This is a genomic window from Chitinophaga sp. Hz27, assembly GCF_042263525.1.
GTDB lineage: Bacteria > Bacteroidota > Bacteroidia > Chitinophagales > Chitinophagaceae > Chitinophaga.
The window spans coordinates 396,162-414,019 of record NZ_JBHKFJ010000003.1 but is presented as its reverse complement, the minus strand read 5'-3'; the positions used below and the strand labels follow the sequence as shown (position 1 = coordinate 414,019).

Annotated in this window: 12 protein-coding genes; 6 read left to right on the top strand and 6 right to left on the bottom strand. The window is 41.3% G+C overall.

Features of this window, described 5'->3' with window-relative positions; all coding sequences use genetic code 11:
• Positions 1-86 precede the first annotated feature (86 nt).
• The 4 genes from ACE38W_RS08510 to ACE38W_RS08495 all read right to left on the bottom strand — a co-directional run bounded on the left by ACE38W_RS08510 (position 87) and on the right by ACE38W_RS08495 (position 4,578).
• Positions 87-689, bottom strand: coding sequence for a hypothetical protein (locus tag ACE38W_RS08510; RefSeq protein WP_375830068.1), 603 nt, complete (start codon positions 687-689; stop codon positions 87-89).
• Complete coding sequence (locus tag ACE38W_RS08505; RefSeq protein WP_375830066.1) at positions 679-1,203, bottom strand: RNA polymerase sigma factor; 525 nt, start codon at positions 1,201-1,203, stop codon at positions 679-681. Before ACE38W_RS08505 ends, ACE38W_RS08510 begins: the two co-directional genes overlap by 11 nt.
• A complete protein-coding gene (locus tag ACE38W_RS08500; RefSeq protein ID WP_375830064.1) occupies positions 1,154-2,002 on the bottom strand; it encodes an alpha/beta fold hydrolase in 849 nt (282 codons plus the stop codon). The genes ACE38W_RS08505 and ACE38W_RS08500 overlap by 50 nt, the downstream gene beginning before the upstream one ends.
• 152 nt (positions 2,003-2,154) lie before the next feature.
• Positions 2,155-4,578, bottom strand: a complete 2,424-nt coding sequence (locus tag ACE38W_RS08495; RefSeq protein WP_375830063.1) for an ABC transporter permease — start codon at positions 4,576-4,578, stop codon at positions 2,155-2,157.
• A 173-nt stretch (positions 4,579-4,751) separates the two neighbouring features.
• Here ACE38W_RS08495 and ACE38W_RS08490 point away from each other — a divergent pair, with 173 nt between their 5' ends.
• Positions 4,752-5,177 (top strand): secondary thiamine-phosphate synthase enzyme YjbQ, encoded by a 426-nt coding sequence (locus tag ACE38W_RS08490; protein WP_375830062.1) that lies wholly within the window; start codon positions 4,752-4,754, stop codon positions 5,175-5,177.
• A gap of 11 nt (positions 5,178-5,188) precedes the next feature.
• Here the strand turns inward: ACE38W_RS08490 and ACE38W_RS08485 are convergent, their stop codons facing one another.
• On the bottom strand, positions 5,189-5,803 hold the full coding sequence (locus ACE38W_RS08485) for an RNA polymerase sigma factor (protein ID WP_375830061.1): 615 nt from the start codon (positions 5,801-5,803) through the stop codon (positions 5,189-5,191).
• Between the two features lie 264 nt (positions 5,804-6,067).
• On the opposite strand from ACE38W_RS08485, the gene ACE38W_RS08480 reads away from it, so the two are divergent.
• The 4 genes from ACE38W_RS08480 (at position 6,068) to ACE38W_RS08465 (ending at position 13,601) form a co-directional block, all read left to right on the top strand.
• A complete protein-coding gene (locus ACE38W_RS08480) occupies positions 6,068-7,081 on the top strand; it encodes a FecR family protein (RefSeq protein ID WP_375830060.1) in 1,014 nt (337 codons plus the stop codon).
• A 23-nt stretch (positions 7,082-7,104) separates the two neighbouring features.
• On the top strand, positions 7,105-10,680 hold the full coding sequence (locus ACE38W_RS08475; RefSeq protein WP_375830058.1) for a SusC/RagA family TonB-linked outer membrane protein: 3,576 nt from the start codon (positions 7,105-7,107) through the stop codon (positions 10,678-10,680).
• Between the two features lie 23 nt (positions 10,681-10,703).
• On the top strand, positions 10,704-12,101 hold the full coding sequence (locus tag ACE38W_RS08470; protein WP_375830057.1) for a RagB/SusD family nutrient uptake outer membrane protein: 1,398 nt from the start codon (positions 10,704-10,706) through the stop codon (positions 12,099-12,101).
• A gap of 369 nt (positions 12,102-12,470) precedes the next feature.
• Positions 12,471-13,601: an RtcB family protein gene (locus tag ACE38W_RS08465; RefSeq protein WP_375830055.1), complete on the top strand. Its 1,131-nt coding sequence runs from the start codon at positions 12,471-12,473 to the stop codon at positions 13,599-13,601.
• Positions 13,602-13,673: 72 nt separating this feature from the next.
• Here ACE38W_RS08465 and ACE38W_RS08460 read toward each other — a convergent pair whose 3' ends face one another.
• Complete coding sequence (locus tag ACE38W_RS08460; protein ID WP_375830054.1) at positions 13,674-14,702, bottom strand: DUF2167 domain-containing protein; 1,029 nt, start codon at positions 14,700-14,702, stop codon at positions 13,674-13,676.
• Between the two features lie 878 nt (positions 14,703-15,580).
• Between ACE38W_RS08460 and ACE38W_RS08455 the strand changes: the two genes are divergently transcribed.
• Complete coding sequence (locus tag ACE38W_RS08455; protein ID WP_375830053.1) at positions 15,581-17,824, top strand: pentapeptide repeat-containing protein; 2,244 nt, start codon at positions 15,581-15,583, stop codon at positions 17,822-17,824.
• Positions 17,825-17,858: the final 34 nt, after the last annotated feature.

Here is a 17,858-nt window from a genome sequence, read left to right as displayed (position 1 = left end):
AGATCTCTTTGAGTAGAGATCAGTTTTCAGTCTTTGCTTATTTTGCTTGTGAAACAAAAAAAATCCCGGCACCAGCCGGGATTTTTTTATTGTAAGTTATTGTTAGCTTTTGCCAGTGATTGTAGTTTGTCGATTACTTCTGTGATAGCTGCTTCCTGTTTCTTTATCACTCTTTTTCCGAGTATGAACCAGCTGAAGGCCATCCACCCCAAAGCTAGCAGCAGTATGAGTAACCGGACGGTAGTGCTGTAATGGCGGGTATATTCTATCATATATAAACAAACACCAGCAGAAAGTATTAGTATATATAATTTCATGATGGTGGTTTGTAAGAATCTCTGTTTTTCTCTTACCTGGATCATATGTTGCAGGTAATCTACTACTGGTAAATCTGTATGATTATTATTGTTCAACATCTTCATCATACCAGCGGAAGAAAAGAGGAACATGAACATAGCAATGAGCGCCAGTGCTGTTCCTATCCAGGTGGTGATCATAGTAGGTTTGGCGGCTGCTACTACGTAGATGATCCAGGCGCTGGTTAACAGTAATAAGACGCTGCTGCGAATTAACTTACGTCTTATCCCTGTTTGCACCTGGAAGGCTTTTTTCAGAAGCTCTTCTTTTGATGGTGCAGGTGCAGTTCTTTTGCTTTGCCACAACTTTTGCAGTTTATCCTCAACGCTCATAAGACTTAAATTTTTCTGTTAATTTTTCTTTGATCCTGTGAATACGTACACGTACGTTTGATTCTGATAATCCAAGAATGGTGGCTATTTCTGCCTGCTTCACTTCTTCTAGTTCCATGGAGATGATCAGCCTATCTGTTTCATTTAAAGTAGCAATACATTTGTAAAGAAAATTAACTTCATCTTCGTTTACATGATGGCTGATTTCATCGGCTCTATCGACTTCTTTGTTTACAAAGCGGCTGCTTCTTTCTAGTTGTCTAAGACAGTTGTTACAGGCAATCCGGAAGATCCAGGTTCCAATGGAGGCTTCCTGGCGGAAGTTAGGCAGTTGTTGCCAAACAGTGATGAAAGTGTCTTGTGCGATGTCTTTGGCCCAGTCATCATCGTTTACATAACCCATGCATAGTCGGAATACTTTGTCCCAATAATCTGCATAGATATCATCGAATGCTGCCTGTTGTTTAGCGGAGGAATTCGGTGATTTGGTTAAGATACCATTCTTGATCGTCATACATGATAAAGTGTAGACCCTTGGTTGCGTATTTCAGGGTTGCTGTTTTCAGATTTGTATATTGTGACTCGATTGCGGGTTTATAGTTAGCAAATACAGATTCAAACAGAACCAGGGTAGGGATTTTAATTGCTGCAATACTTTGGCGCTGGTCCATATTTGAAAATTCGCAATAGGTGTCAATATACGTTTTTCTGTCAGATTTTACACCCCACATGGCTATATCTGCACGGTGTACGGTATCTACGATCATGCGCTCCAGGTTAGTAATCTGCATTTTATAGAAGGCAGAATCAGACATAGACATAATACGGGCGGCCATTTTGCTGCAATCAGGATGTTCTACTGATTTGAAATTTGGATTGAAGGCAGCGCTCAGGCAAGGCAGTGCATCTATAATAACAGCTTTACTAAACACATCAGGATATTTGGTTGCGAGCATCAAAGCCATACCGCCGCCGAGGCTATGTCCGATAATTACTGGTTTATTAAGTTTGTTTTTACGAACATATGCTACAATTTCATCTGCCCATCTTTCGATGCTAGGGGTACTATCAGCAGGAGCGCCTGCATAACCAGGCATAGTAAATACGTGGCAAGTATAATTTTTATCAAGAGCGGCGGCAGTTTCTTTAAATACATCACCGCTGCAAGTAAATCCAGGGATAAATATAGCGGCTTGTTTTCCTTTTCCTTCCACTTTTACCTGAAGGTTAGAAGTAGTTTGTGCATTAGCAAAAAGGTTCAGGAATAAAGCGCCTAAAGCGAGTATCAGGAAGAGGAAGAATGATTTTTTCATGTTTTTCGTTTTAAATTTCCTTTTAGATACGCGACGTTTCAAAATGTTACAGAAAATTTTAAAATTTTTTTTCGCGCCTGATAATCAATAAAAAAAAAACGCACATGCCAGAGAGGTACATGCGCTTTATTATGAATCTAGGCTGAGAAACGTTATTCGGCTTTTAAATTTTTCACAGGATTGGCAATGGCTGCCTTGATAGCCTGTGTGCCGACAGTTAATAATGTTATAATAATAGCTGTAAGTGCGGACACCAGGAATATCCACCAGCTGATATGTACTCTGTAAGCAAAGCCTTGCAGCCAGTTGTGCATGATATACCATGCCACGGGGCCGGCTATAGCAAAGGCGATGACTACCAGCTTCAGGAATTCTGCTGACAGCATAGTTATTATACTGGCAACACTTGCCCCCAATACTTTCCGCACACTAATTTCTTTGCTACGTTTCTTGGCAGTGAAGGTAGCCAGTCCGAATACTCCTAAACACGCCACAAATATGGTGAGGCCCGCAAATATGGCCAGGATGCGGCCAACATTGGCTTCTGATTTATAGGTGTCTTCAAAACGCTGATCCAGGAAAGAATAGCTAAAAGGTATATCTACATTGAGCTGTTTCCATTCATTTTTCAATGTGGTCAAAAGGCCAGACATGTCGCTGTTATTAGCCTTAATAAGAATATTGCCATAACCCTGGCCCAGCACCATGACCAATGGAGAAATGAGACTGTGCATAGATCTGAAGTGGAAGTCATTGACGATACCAACAACATGATATTCTTTGCCGATGCCTTCATTATTCAGGTGTCTGAAAGTTTTACCTAACACATTCCCTGTCCAGCCCATAGCCCTTATAGTGGACTGATTTATTATTACGCCGGAAGAATCGGTAGAAAAAGAAGGAGAGAAATTACGGCCTGCAGCTATAGTCATGCCCATCACTGGGATATAATGTTCGTCTACTTCATAACAAATCGTTTTTACCTGAGCGCTGGTTCCATTTTCAAAAATGAAGAAGTTATTGTTATAACTAGGTCCGGAAGGTATAAAACCCGAGATAGTGACATCGGCTACCCGGGCATCTTGCTGGATGTTACTACGCAAATGTGCCAAAGTGGTTGGACTGAGCCGGTCGGCCTGGTTGAGAATAATAACCTGATCTTTATTATAACCGAGTTTTTTATGTTGTATATAAGATAACTGTTTATATACGACCACCGTGCTTACCATGAGGGTAATAGAGATAAAGAACTGGAATACTACAAGGCCACTTCTAAGACGGTTACCTTGTTTACCTCCTGGAGTAAAGCTGCGTTTCAGTGCAGCATCGGGTTTAAAGGATGACAGGAACCAGGATGGATAGCTGCCAGCAAAGACACCTACCAGGATAGCAAAAAGGAATAAGCCTGGAATCAGCCAAAACAGGTCATGACCAGAGATATTTAAGTTTCGTTGTGCCAGTTGATTAAACGATGGTAACAGTATAACTGCCAGGATACCCGCCAGTAGTGTTGCTATTAGTGTAATAGCGATGGATTCCAACAGGAATTGCGCCACCAGTCTGATTTTTGGAGCACCCAACACCTTGCGCATGGCCACTTCTTTTACACGGCCTACTGCATTGGCGGTAGTGAGGTTCATGAAGTTGATACAGGCGATGAGGATCATGAACAGTACGATAGCGCCGAAGATATAGATGTATTTAATATCTCCGGATGGCTCTATTTCATCAGGGAAATCAGTGTGCAAATGAATATCTGTTAAGGGTTGCAGGTAGATGCCCACATCATTTCCTGCTGCCCTGAATTCTTTCAGGTTCATATGCATGGCTTGTTGCATTTGTGGGTCCATGTATTTATCCATGATAGCCGGTAGTTTGGCTTGCAGGTGGTGGTAGTCATTGTCGGGACGCAACAGCAAATAGGTTCGATAACCGGAGGTCATCCAGGAATTGGAGGAGGCATCTGCAAAACCGGCCAGAGATCCAATCATATCAAAGTGAAAGTGTGCATTGTCCGGTATATTATTATATACACCTGTTATTCTTACATCCTGGCTTTCATTTTTGAAGTGTAGAATCTGCCCAATTGGGTTTTGATCGCCAAAATATTTGGTAGCTGTGGCTTTTGATATAACGATTGTATTAGGTTCGGTGAGGGCGGTATTGGGATCGCCGCTCAGCAGCGGTATTGTAAATACTTTAAATATGGAGGCATCGGCAAGGGCGAAGTTATTTTCTTCGAAAGATTTCTCTTTATAGTTGACCATCGGTGCACCAACCTGCTTGATACGTACTACTTCCTCTATTTCGGGGCATTCATTTTTCAGGGTTTGGGCTACAGGTGGAAAGACATGAGATTCTTTCATGGTTTCTGTTTTCACATGACCACGGAAGACCACGCGTACGATATCACCGGCTCTTTTATTGAAGCGGTCGTAGCTTAATTCGTGGCTGATATACAATAATATAATCAGGCTGGTGGCTATTCCTATAGCCAGTCCCGTTATATTGATTGCTGTGAAAGCCTTGTTATTCCAGAGGTTACGGAAGGCTATTTTCAGATAATTGTGTATCATGCCAGAAGGAAATCAAAGGAGATGCCGTATTGTATTGATGATGATTATCAATAATTTAGCTGCTCCGGTTCATGGGGATAATGTCCGGTTTTGAGACAACGGTGTTCAAATGCAGACAGGTATCCAGGACTGTTTAAAGTTACATTTTTTAATTTTAGGTAAAAGTGGCACTAATGAAGATATATCAGAAAGGCGTGAGGCTGAGGCCCAGGGCGCGTGGATTTCATCTTATTACGGCAGAAATAATCCAGGCGATGCCGGAGTTGGCGCGTATCCGGATGGGTATGTGCCAGGTGTTTATTCAGCATACTTCTGCGGGATTGACCATTAATGAAAACGCAGATCCTACGGTGCGTGTGGATTTCGAGACTTATTTCAACAAGGTGGTGCCGGAGAATGATCCTGATTATGAGCATGACTATGAAGGATCGGATGATATGCCAGCACATCTGAAAGCCTCTTTGTTGGGGAGTTCTGTGATGATTCCTGTGCATAATGGCCGATTTGCCTTTGGCACCTGGCAGGGTATTTATTTATGTGAACACAGGAATGATGGTGGCGCCAGGAGTCTGGTGATTACGGTATGGGGAGAAGAATAAAGGAGTCCTGATTAATTTTCGTTACGATGAATTTTATAAGCGGCGAGCATGATGAGCAGTGTGCCAGTAGAAACCTGTAGTAGGTCGCGCATGCTCTTCAGGGCTCTGGCAGCGAGTTTGTAGGCTCCTTTTACGGAGATATCCATAATTTGTCCTATCTGTTCATAATCTAATTCTTCGAAATATCTAAGGTATATAATTTCCTTTTGCCGGTTATTTAGCTGGTTGAGGGCATCTGTGAGCTGTTGTTGTTGCGCTTTTACCTGTTCTTTATTAATATATGTTTGTTCGTAAGAGAAGTGCGCGAGGAAGTCGTGTTGTTCTTTATCAAAGGCCACCAGCGTAACATTTCGCCGTGGGCGAAGGCGGTTATAGAGGGTGCTGCGAAGCGCTACAAAGAGGTATGGGCGCAGGTCTACCGTGGCACTGAGGGTTGCTCTGTTTGTCCATAATTTGATGAATAGCTCCTGGATAACGTCTTTTACGAGGTCTTCATCTTGATGGAGGCGAATAGCATATTCGTATAACCGGTCAAAATACCGATCATAAATTTCAGCAAATGCCTGTTCGTTGCTTTGTTGTAATGCTTCCCAGAGCGCAATATCAGATGCAGATGAAAGATCCATGTCCCAACTTCTTCGCATTAAATGTACAAAAAAAATCAGCGTAGCCGTTGGTGGTAGTTGGCTATTATAGTTTTGGCTGATATGATATAAGGATATAAATGCAGTCGTAAAAATATAAAAACAATTGAGTTAAAAATTCATTTAATAAAAATTAAAAAAATTAAAAAAAAGTGGGGTGTTTTGTAAAATCCTTGTGTTCTATTTAAACACGGGACGATTTTTTACATCCTGTGATTGCATTTGTGGTACTAACGAAAATGGATATTGGATAAAGCGTATCATTTATTTTCTAAAGAAGAATTTCTGGAAGATGCGGATTTTCTGGATTGGGTAAAGAATGCCCGGCCGGAAAGCTGTGCCAGGTGGGAATCATGGCAGGCATCGGCACCAGCAAATTTAGTGATAATGCTGGAGGCTAAAGCCATAGTGGAAGGGATTTATAGGCTGGAGCGTATAAAGGCGCCTACTGGATTAAAGTCGGCCATTTGGGATAATATTCTCACAGAAATATCAACAGAAAAAAATATATATCCAATTGCCTCGCGGCCAAAATGGTGGATTTACGCAGCAGCAGCTGTAGTGTTGCCACTAGCCATTGTAGGAGGATTATATAAATATGTCAACAGGACCATCGTTGTTACTTCAGCATATGGAGAAATGGTAAAGGTTACCCTTCCGGATTCTACGCTGGTAACATTAAATGGTAATTCTGTTTTGAGGTATCACCCGTGGAAAGAAGGTAAGCGAGAGGTTTGGTTGGAGGGCGAAGGCCTCTTTAATGTACGGGCAACACACAAGGCATTTCCGTTTATCGCGCATGCCGGAAACATAGATGTAGAAGTATTAGGAACAGTATTCAATATTAAGAGTCGTAGAGAAAAAACCGAAGTTTACCTACAATCAGGTAAGGTCAAGGTAGTATCAAAGGAACGTCAGCAGTCAGTTATTCTGACACCAGAAGACAAAGCCAACTATGATGCAACAAAGCTAACGCTTATCAGAGCTAATCCCGGCAACGAGGCCGCTGTGGCCTGGCTGGGAAATAAAATGCAGCTCAGGAATACCTCTGTTAAAGAAATTATTGAAACATTGCGGGATACATATGGCTATACCATTATCCTCCAAGATTCATCCATTGTCAACCGGTCGACAGAAGGAACACTTTCCCTGGGAAATATCAACACTGTGATATTTGAATTACAGGCGACTTTAGGTGTTACCATCGAAAAGAACAATGATACGCTGACTTTTAAGAATAATAGTCAACGGGGGTATTAAACACTTTTTAAAAACCAAGATCAATGAGGATTTGTACCAGACAAAGCCTACGGGGCTTGCTGTACCTATGCGTACTGTTAGTCACCTGTACCTATGCCAACGCACAGAAGAAAGTGTATTCTGTGAAAGAAGCATTGGACAAGGTAACCAAAATTTATGGCACCACTTTCATGTATGAAAGTTCAGTGGTAAATGGAAAAACAACCACCGTCGATGTAAACACAATCTCCAAACGCCCTGTAGAAGAGGTTTTGAAGGCTGTATTATATCCGGAGTTATATTTCCTGTATGTGAGCAATAATCATTATAATATTGTTCCACGCACTAAGAAAACCATCCAGGATGCAACCCTGTCGCCAGAACTGGCTAAGTACAAAACCTATGATGAAAATGGAAATGTCACACTGACAATTATCCATATTACTGGTATGGTAACGGATGATACAAAGTCGCCGCTGCCAGGTGTTTACGTTCAGACTGAAAGTGGTAAATACTGGGCGGTTACTGATAACAACGGCCGTTATACCATCAACATTCCTAAAGAAACCCCACTGCTGGTTTTCAACTATACCGGTATGGAACGCGAAAGAGTATTGCTGCAAGGCTCTACCCGTAACCTGAATGTAGTAATGAAAAACAAAGTCCTGAATGAAGTGGTAGTTACCGGTTACCAGACACTCTCCAAAGAGCGCGCTACCGGTTCTTTCGCTACTATTAAATCCACCGACTTCGAAAAACGCCGTGTGACCAGCCTTGCACAAGTACTGGAAGGTAACCTGCCAGGTGTGGTGAGCTACAGAGGCGATATCACTATCCGCGGTAAAAGTACTTTCAATGCTACCGACAATCCATTATATGTAATTGATGGTTTCCCTGTTGAAAATACTTATTATAATACCAACGGTACGCTTACAGAAGGTATTCCTAATATCAACCCGGAAGATATTGAAAGCATTACTGTACTGAAAGATGCGGCTGCGGCTTCCATCTATGGCGCCCGCGCAGCAAATGGTGTAGTAGTGGTTACTACTAAAAAAGCAAAATCAGGTAAAGCGCAGCTAAGCTTCTCTGCTGACTACGCGGTATCTCCTAAATATAACCTGGATTATTATAAACGTGCTAACGCCAACGAAGTAATTGACCTGGTGGTAGATTACTATGATAACAATCCATATATTAAAAGTAATCCTGCTGCAGAAGTTACTCGTTTGAGAGATGGTGCTGGTATTGCTACTCCTGCGCTGGACCTGCTCCTGCAAGTGGCTGAAGGTAAGATCACCCGTGCTCAGGCAGATGCACAGCTGGCTGTTATGCGCAGCAAAGGTGGTCAGTATAACCAACAGATTATTGATGAGTTTACACGCCTGAAAACAAACCAACAGTTCAATATGTCTGTGGGTAAGGCAAGTGAATCTAATATCTTCAATCTCTCTGCTACCTATCGTAACTCTCAGGGATATACTAAAACAGATCGTTCCAGCTATCTGGGTGTTAACATGCGTAACTCCACAGATCTTACCAAATGGCTGAAAGCAGATGTGGGTATCTACCTGAACTATACTGATAATAAAGCGCCTGATGGCCAGTCAGACAACGGTTCTCCTACTTCTTACCTGAACAATTTACAGCCGTATGAATCTATTTACGATGCTAACGGCAATGTTACTACCCTTCGCAATAAACAAACTGCTGCAGATAAACTGCTGTATGCAAAGTATAATCTGTATTCTATCGATAGAAATATTGCAGATGAGCTGAATTATAATACGCAGACTACAAAAGGCCTGGATGCAAGAGCTAACCTGCGCCTGAATGCTAAAATTACATCCTGGTTTAACTATGATGTAATGTTCCAGTACGAAAGAAATAACAACAAAACAGAACAACTGCTGAGTCAGAAATCTGCATACATGCATGATATGTTCAACTCTTTCTCTGCGCTGGATACTAAAGGGAACGTAATTTGGAAGCTACCTGTAGGTGATGCATTCAGAAGCATGACTGCTAATACACGTAGCTATACCTTCCGCCAACAGATGAACTTCAATCATACTTTCTCTAAAGTACATGACTTTACTGCGGTGTTAGGTTCTGAAACCCGTGAAGTGAAAGCTAACAGAGATTTCGCTGCTGTATATGGTTATGATCCGCTGACGATGACTTATATGCCAATCAACTCTGCAGACCTTGCAGTGGGCGTGGTAGGTCTGAATACTAAACGCTCTTCACTGAGCGCCGGTAGTCTGAACAGCTTCAGAGAAAATACAAACAGGTATTTTTCTTTCTATGGTAACTTCGGCTATACTTATGATGATAAGTACCTGTTATCAGGAAGTATGCGTTACGACCTTTCTAACCTCTTTGGTACTAACCCTAGATATCAATATCGTCCTCTATGGTCAATAGGTGGTGGCTGGATTATGACTAAAGAAAACTTTATGTCTGGCCTTACCTGGTTAAATATGCTGAAATTGAGAGCTTCCTACGGTATCAACGGTAACGTTGCTAAGAACGCAGGTCCTTTCATGGTGGCAACTTACGGTGTAAGCTCACTGACAGGAAATATGAGTGGTAGTATTTATACACCACCAAATCCAAACCTGCGCTGGGAAAAAACTACTTCCAGCAACATCGGTTTCGACTTTGCTGTATTGAAAAACAGGTTGTCTGGTACTATGGATTTCTATGTTAGAAATAGTAATGACCTGCTGGCGAGCAAAACAATTGATCCTGCATTAGGCTTCACTACTGCTTATGTGAATAACGGTGCAATGCAGAACAAGGGTGTAGAACTCTCTTTAAGAGGAAATGTAATGAGAAATCGCAACCTGAACTGGGATATCACCGTGAATAACTCCTTCAACAAGAACACTGTTACCCGTGTGGATTATACGCCGAAAATGGCGTCCGATCTGGTTCCTAACGTAAGTGGTTATTATGTTACCGGTGATCCTTACCAAAGTGTATATGGCTACTACTATGCAGGACTGACTAACACCGGCGAACCACAAATCATCGGTGCAGACGGTAAAGCAACTGATAAAAATATCACTGCTGTAAACGTAGTTCATAACCTGGGTACTTATGTTCCTAAATATTCTGGCGCATTAATCAACAACGTTAGCTATAAACAATTCGACCTGTCTGTAATGTTCGTGTATAATGCCGGACATGTGATGAGAGTGGAAGTACCTTATATGAACGGCAGTTTCCCTTCTGGTACACCAATGGCAGGTATCTCCAATGCATGGAAGCAACCAGGCGACGAGCTGACTACCAATATTCCAAAAATCAACTGGGAATATACACCTAGCAATAATTACCGTAATGGTTACTGGTTATACAGTGATGCTAACGTGAAAAGCGCTTCTTTCATTAAAGCAAGAAGCATCACCCTTGGCTATAATCTGCCTAAAGCATGGTTACAGCGTGTGAAAGTAGCAAATGCAAGAATCCGTGCGCAGGTAGATAATCTGTTCTACATCAGCTTCAATGGTGAGCATCTGGATCCAGAAGCCGGTTCATTCGGTGGTGGTAGCGCCAGCCGCGGTTTGCCTAACATGCCAACTTATAACTTCGGTCTCAATATTTCTATTTAATAACTGGCAGTAAAGATTAGAAAATGAAAAAGTTAATTCAACTGATATTGTGCGGAGCTGCCTTAACAGCGGCTACAAGCTGTACAAAATATCTTGATATAGTACCCAAAGGTCAGAAAATTCCTCAGACCCTGGAAGACTACAAAGCCTTACTGGAAGCGGGTAATGCGCATTACATGGATTACGCCAACCAGGCTTATGTAGCCAATGAGTGGGGTATGCTGCAAAGCAGCCAGGTAAACGTAAACCTTACCACCATCAATTATAACTGGCTGGCAACAAACGACCGTTTACAATACCTGCAGCAAGATGCAGGCTATAACGAAGCATACAGCAGCATCTTTGTACATAATGTATTGATCAATCATGTAAACGAAGCTACTACCGGTACTGCCGACCAGAAAGCCGTCCTGATTGCACAAGCACGTTTATCAAGAGCATTGCATTACTTCTACCTGGTAAACAGTTATGCTAAAACTTATGATGCATCTACTGCGGCTACCGATAAAGGTGTGTTGATCAACACCAGCGATGCCATGGAGCAAAAGCTGAATCAGTCTTCCGTAAAAGAAGTATACGATTTCATCATCAGCGAAACCAATGAAGCGCTGAAAGCATTGCCAGAAACTTCTATCAACGCACTGTTTGCCACTAAGGCAGCAGGCTATGGTTTGTTGGCAAGAGTATACCTGTTCCAGCGTGACTATACGAAAGCCCAGGAAGCCGCTAATAATGCACTGAAATCCAATAGCCAGCTGTTCGACTTCGTGCAGTATTACATGGATAATAAAACACTTGCTGACGGTACCAGTCCTTCTATCACTATTCCTAAATATGAATTCAAAAACCCTGAGAACTACGTCTTCAACTATGGCGGTTCTATGGCAAGATTACAAGGATTCTATATTTCGTTTATTAAAGCGAAGGACAGCGTATTGTATGATAAAGGAGATGCACGTCTGAAAGTAAACTTTGCAGCAAGAACAGTCAGCCAGGAAGTGATTTTATCTTACCGCCGACTGGACGATGTGAATGTTGGAGGTATCCGTACCCCAGAGATGTATTACATCAAAGCAGAGTGCCTGGCTCGTTCTGGTGATCTGCAAGGCGCTATGGATGCACTGAATACTGTTCGTCGTAAACGTATCATCACTACTTTGTATCAGGATGCAGTAGCAACTACAGAAGCAGAAGCGATCGCGCTGATCCGCAGAGAGCTGAGATGCGAATACCGTGGTACCGGCATGATATATCTGGATTACCGCCGCTTTAACGTAGACCCTGTGTATAAGACTACTATCACTAAAATTGAAGGAACAAACACCTATTCCATAGCACCAGATTCACATCTGTGGATCATGCCGTTCTCTCAGACCGCGATCGCTTATGGCGACGGACGTCTGACACAGAACTCACATTAATGTCCGTTTAGTATAAATCAAACCACCAACTCTTAGAAAACAACAGGGGGCCCATAAAGGCTCCCTGTTTGTTTTTTATAAAATAAAAAAGGGCGTATCAAATTGATACACCCCTGGATTAATTCGCGAAAATATAGGCTAATAGTAATAAAAACTTTACAGTCATTATTCTAATTTCAGACTGAAAAGTTAATCAAATTTTTTGGAAGATTAAGCTCTTAAAATAGATAGCATTATATTAATAATGCTTGCATAACAGATTTCTTACTATCTTTGCCCCGCCTGTAACAGGCTGCTGACATCTCTGAACGGGGCAGATGTTCCTACCAAGCCCCACGAACTAATCTTTTTTTACATAAAATAAGGAATATGGAATCTATTGGATTCTATTGCGATGCCCAAAGCATTGAAGAGAATGCTATGCAGCAGCTGAGGCAGTATGCCCAAAAACCTTTCCTGGACAGTATCCGAGCATTTACGGATATTCATTACTGTGATGAAAAGGCCTTACCCGTAGGTGTCGCTTTTCGTACCACGGATTATTTTTATCCACTCATCACCGGTAAAGATATCGGTTGTGGTGTGATGTATCTTCGGATCAGCAAGGAACATTGGTTGAAGCCCTTCGACAAGAAGGCCCATTATAAAGCCTTTCAACTGGCTCATACCAAAATGACCGACGATGGCCTCGGTGGCGGTAATCATTTTCTCTCTATTGAAGAAGATGAACAGGCGATTTATATCGTTTGTCATACCGGTACCCGCGACAGAGGAATAGCGCTGTATCAGCATTGTTTGCAGCTCACGCGTGATTTTTCACAAGTCTATGGGCAACAAGTAGATTTTATTCACAAAGATTTTCCAGGAGAAGATTTTGTGAGATATTATGATGAGACGTTGGCATTTGGTTATCAACGTCGTAAGAATTTCTGTATAAAAACTTTAATTTTTTTACAACAGGCTAATTATATCCGATGTGAAAAGGAGGCCATACCAGGCGATTATCTTGCTAAAAATTATAAGGATATGGTATCAGAAGGAACATTGAATGGAACACCCTTTTTGCTTTCAGATTCCGTGCATAATCATCTGCGCTTTACTGATGGACATATTATTCATCGCAAAGGCAGTACAGAGCTGGAAAAAGGCAAAGTGGCGGTTATTCCGTTGTCGATGTCCAGAGGTAGTTTGCTGGTAACGATCCATAACCCGTCCCAGGCGCAAGACGCGCTTAACTCCTGCTCACATGGCGCCGGAAGAAAGTTATCAAGATATGCAGCTATGAAGCATTGGAAAACGGTGTTGAAAGAAAAACAACGAAAAGCTTACAAGGCACAGTTCAGCGAACTGCTGGATCGCAGTGGCAATTTCCCATCGGGGTATATTCAGGAGTTTGATTTTGCGTATAAGGATGCATCAGATATTTTCCGCTATCAGCCTTATCTTAAAAAGATCACACAAACAACGCCGATCGTAACCGTGAAGTATACAGAAATATAGCGGGATGTAGTTCCCATAAGCAAGAAACCCACGGACATGCCGTGGGTTTCTTGCTTATAAAAAATATATTGATTAAGCCTGTGGAGGCGTTTCATTATGATCTTCTGAAGAAGGAAGTTGTGGAGGGGTATTCTCGTTAACTTCTTCATTAGCAGCAACTGGTTCTTCTTTGTTAGGCACGTAAGTGGGTTCGTCTTTTTTACCCAGAATTTTCTTTCTGATGAAAGCAATAACCGCCATCACACCTACTACCAGGAATTTCCAGAGTACGCCGATGTATTTCAGGATCACTGCGAAGAAACCAACTTTAGCGAGGATCTTACCAGCCACGAGGCCGCCGATAGTCCATGCTGCAATTTTATCTACTTTAGGATCGAAGTCAGCATAAGTATTGCCATTTGTAAAAGAAGCCATATTTAACACCTGATCAATATTAGCTTTCACCATTGGCAGTTCTTTCATAGAACAAACCGCATTCAGTGATAAAACGCCTTTTCTGCCCAGGATTCGAACTTCATAGTTAAGGGTGTTAGCCTTTTCTTCATCATCGCCAAAATGAATCTCTTTGGCCCAATGCAATACTTTATGCTCTTTATCGTAGAAAGGTTTTGATGCCCAACCAACAAAGTGAATGGTGGAGAAACCATTTTTCTGACGTTCTTTATTTTCCTCTACTTCTTCTTTCTGCATTTGCTTCAGCATGTCGTCATAGTTGATTTTCTCAGCGTCATCATCTTTGACGAAGCCCATGTTTTCATATTCAACAATGAAAACATAACTATTTTCTGTGAAGCAGTCTGCTTTTTCAGGGAATAAGATACCTAATGCTTTAGCCGCATTTTCAGGAGGATTACCCCAAAGTTTTTCAATTACAAACTGACTTTGAGACTGATTCAGGAATTTGAAACCAGCAGGAATTTTTAATTCTGCCTCACCGCCTGGCAATTGAACCAGGCCTGTTTGGTATTTCATAGCTCCGCGTAGGGAGTCGATATAGGCGTTAATTTGTTCTTCCTCTATTGCCGCAGAGTCAACTACTTTCTGGGCTTTGAGGTTAATCGTTACAAACAATAGTAATGCCAGGTACAGATACTTATGCATTTGGTTAAATTTGGTTACGTGCGCAAAAATGCGATAATTCTTCTGGAAAAGAAAGACACCAGCATAGATTACAACTTAAATGGGGGGTAATCTTGATAAGTTTTAAACCACTTATTTCTCATTTAGCTGACACGATTAATTATCCACCTCAGTGTGTTTGTATGTAATAAGAAATTTAAAAGAAGGATTACCAATAAGATAGTTAACCACAGCTTATTGCTCTTCAGGATTATGGATGCTAATAAAAATCCTTGTGACAATAATAGAAAAGAAAAGAACAAATACCAGGGCCAAAGTTCCATGTTTTTCGCGTGGATGATATTTGTAACGCTTATTTCTTCCAGATCTATTACCCGAAAACTATATCCTGATATTTCTTGGGTAAGGAGATTGGTAAATAAGATAGTCATGGCCGTTATGATCCATCTGATAAGTTGCATTTTTTAGAAGAGATGATTAATAACATAATTTCCATAATAGCATATTTGATAGTTGTTTCTATAGTGGTATGCCACCTGAATTCTTTAGTGGACGTTTTTTGAGATATTTTTTGACGAGCTAATCAAGTGATAGTTGGTGTGGTGTTGTTTTTTTATTATAATGTTAGGTTTTCTAACTATTATTTTATAAAATTTTATTCTGGAAATGTTTTTGTTTTATTGTTTTAATTAAATTTGGATACTTTTCAATGCTGACAATAACCAGGAATATTAGTTGTGTTTGTTGCTCTATGTAAACCTTTACTGTCAGATTAAAATTATACGTTTCATTCTTTTTATTTATTCGGAGGCTACTGTACTCCGTTGTTACTTTGTTGCCCAGTAAGCCGGTTGTGAGAGAATGTTATAATTCTTACTGCATAAATAAAATTGTCGTATATGAAAACCCTCAAAATGTTACCGATCGTATTGTGTCTATTTGCATTTCAGGTACAGGCACAGCATACGAAACCTTCCAACAAGTACCTTGATTATTCTGGTCAGGATCTTACTAATCATAATTTTACTACCATGCACAGAGATGCTTTGGTAGGGGCAAAGTTTGTTAATTCTATTTTGAATGGATGTCAGTTTGCCAATATGGATTTAAGTGATGCCGACTTTACAGGTGCAGTTATGGGCCGCTCACAGAAAGGTCCTTGTAGCTTGGCAGCAGCCGCGCTGAATCATACTAACTTTACGAATGCAGACATGACAGATGCTAACCTGCAATATGTGACCTTAACAGCTACAAATTTTACAAATGCAAAACTGATAGGGGCGTTGTTTGGGTTAAATATGGTAATAAGGTCCTCTTCCGATGGAATAAGAACAAAATTTGTGGGCACTATTTTGGACCTCAACCGTTTTCCTATTGCACGATGGCCCACTGTTTACTGGTCTTATACAGATCTCAGTAACAGCAGGATATCTGGTATGACTCCCGCTGCCTTCTCTTTTGCCAATAAGGATATTACCGGCGCCATACTACGGGGGAATGATTTTTCACGCTTTAATTTTCAGCACTGCACCATGACAGGAGCGGATCTTTCCGGCTCCAATTTAAGCTATGCAAATCTAACTGGGGCTATCTTATATAATACGAAATTTATCGGTACACATTTCAACTACGCCAATCTATCTTACGTTCAATGTAATAATAGCAATGATAACAACAGGCCTGACTTTACAGCTGCTGTTATGAATAATGCCAACATGCATGGTGGAAATTTCTCTTATGCAGTGATGGCTGGTGCTTCTTTACTCAACGCATCTGCGGATAGCTGCGCGTTCAATTATGCCAATTTTCAATCGACAGATAGCGTGGATGTTGCAGATTTTCGTAGTGCTGATATCTCCTACTCCTCTTTTGGCAACGCGGCGGTAAATGCAGTAACATTTAGTAATGTCCTTGCAATTAAAACATCGTTTAGTAATACCACCATGCAAAACACCAACTTTACGGATGCTGATATGCCCGCAGCAGATTTCAGCAGCAGCAACCTGCAAGGTGTTTTGTTTACTGGTGCCGTATTGCAGAATGCAAAATTTCAAAGTACCACCATTCAAAATGTAAAGGGAGGAGCAGGCGTTGATTTTTCCTGTGCTCAGTTAGGAGGGGCCGACTTTACTAGTGCTGATGTACAATCAGCCAATTTTATTGATGCAGTAATGATCCCAGCCGATTCCTGCTGTCAACAGGTAGACGGGTATCATTGCGGAACGATTACCATCAATAATGATGGCTATTCGGCAACAATATTTCCCAAGATGACGAATAAGGTCACTTGCCCAAATGGTGATTATGATAAATGTAAGGCTGCGCAATGGCTCGTTCCCGGGTGGAAGACCAACCGTTGTAACCAGCAACATAATACAGAGATTGTATGGACAAGGCCCACCTGCAATAGCAATAGTCAGGATACTACCGGTGTAATTAAATTTACAGACCCTAATCTGAAAAAAGCAATCACTGATTTTCTGTTCAAAGGAAAGAGTCCTCAACCGATTACCCGCTCTCTGGCCGCGCAGGTGCTGGCATTGGATCTTTCTGATCATAATATCAGCAACCTCGGAGGATTGGAAAACTTTACCTCACTACGTACCCTGGACCTTTCGCAGAATAAGCTTACCAAGGCGGATTTTTTTGTGAAGCTACCTTCCGTTAATGCGCTTAAACTTGCGCATAATCAACTTTCCGGTACACTGGATCTCTCCGTCGATTCGCTCCTTGCTTATCTCGATGCATCCGATAATGCATTGACTGGTATTAATATTTGTCCGGATGCTGCCATTAATTTCCTGGACGCTTCTTCTAACCAACTCTCTGTTTTAAACCTCACGTTGCAAACTTATCTCAACTACCTGGATCTATCCAATAATAGGCTAACATCGGTGGGAAACTTAAGCCAAATGAGTTTTCTTACGGCGATCTTCCTTCAGAATAATTCACTGAAAAGCATTGGGAATTTAAAGAAGATCTTTAATAATGGCCATAGTTTCCTCAGTTATATGGACATCGGTTGCAACCATGATTTCGATTGTACCACATTAGGATTGGATTCAACTCCTGAAGAAAGGGATTTTGTGCAAAGCTCAAAGTGTGGTGTTAACACAGGTGTAGGCTGCAATCGCGCTAAATAATAACGTCATCTTCTCACAGACTATTGTTAATCTC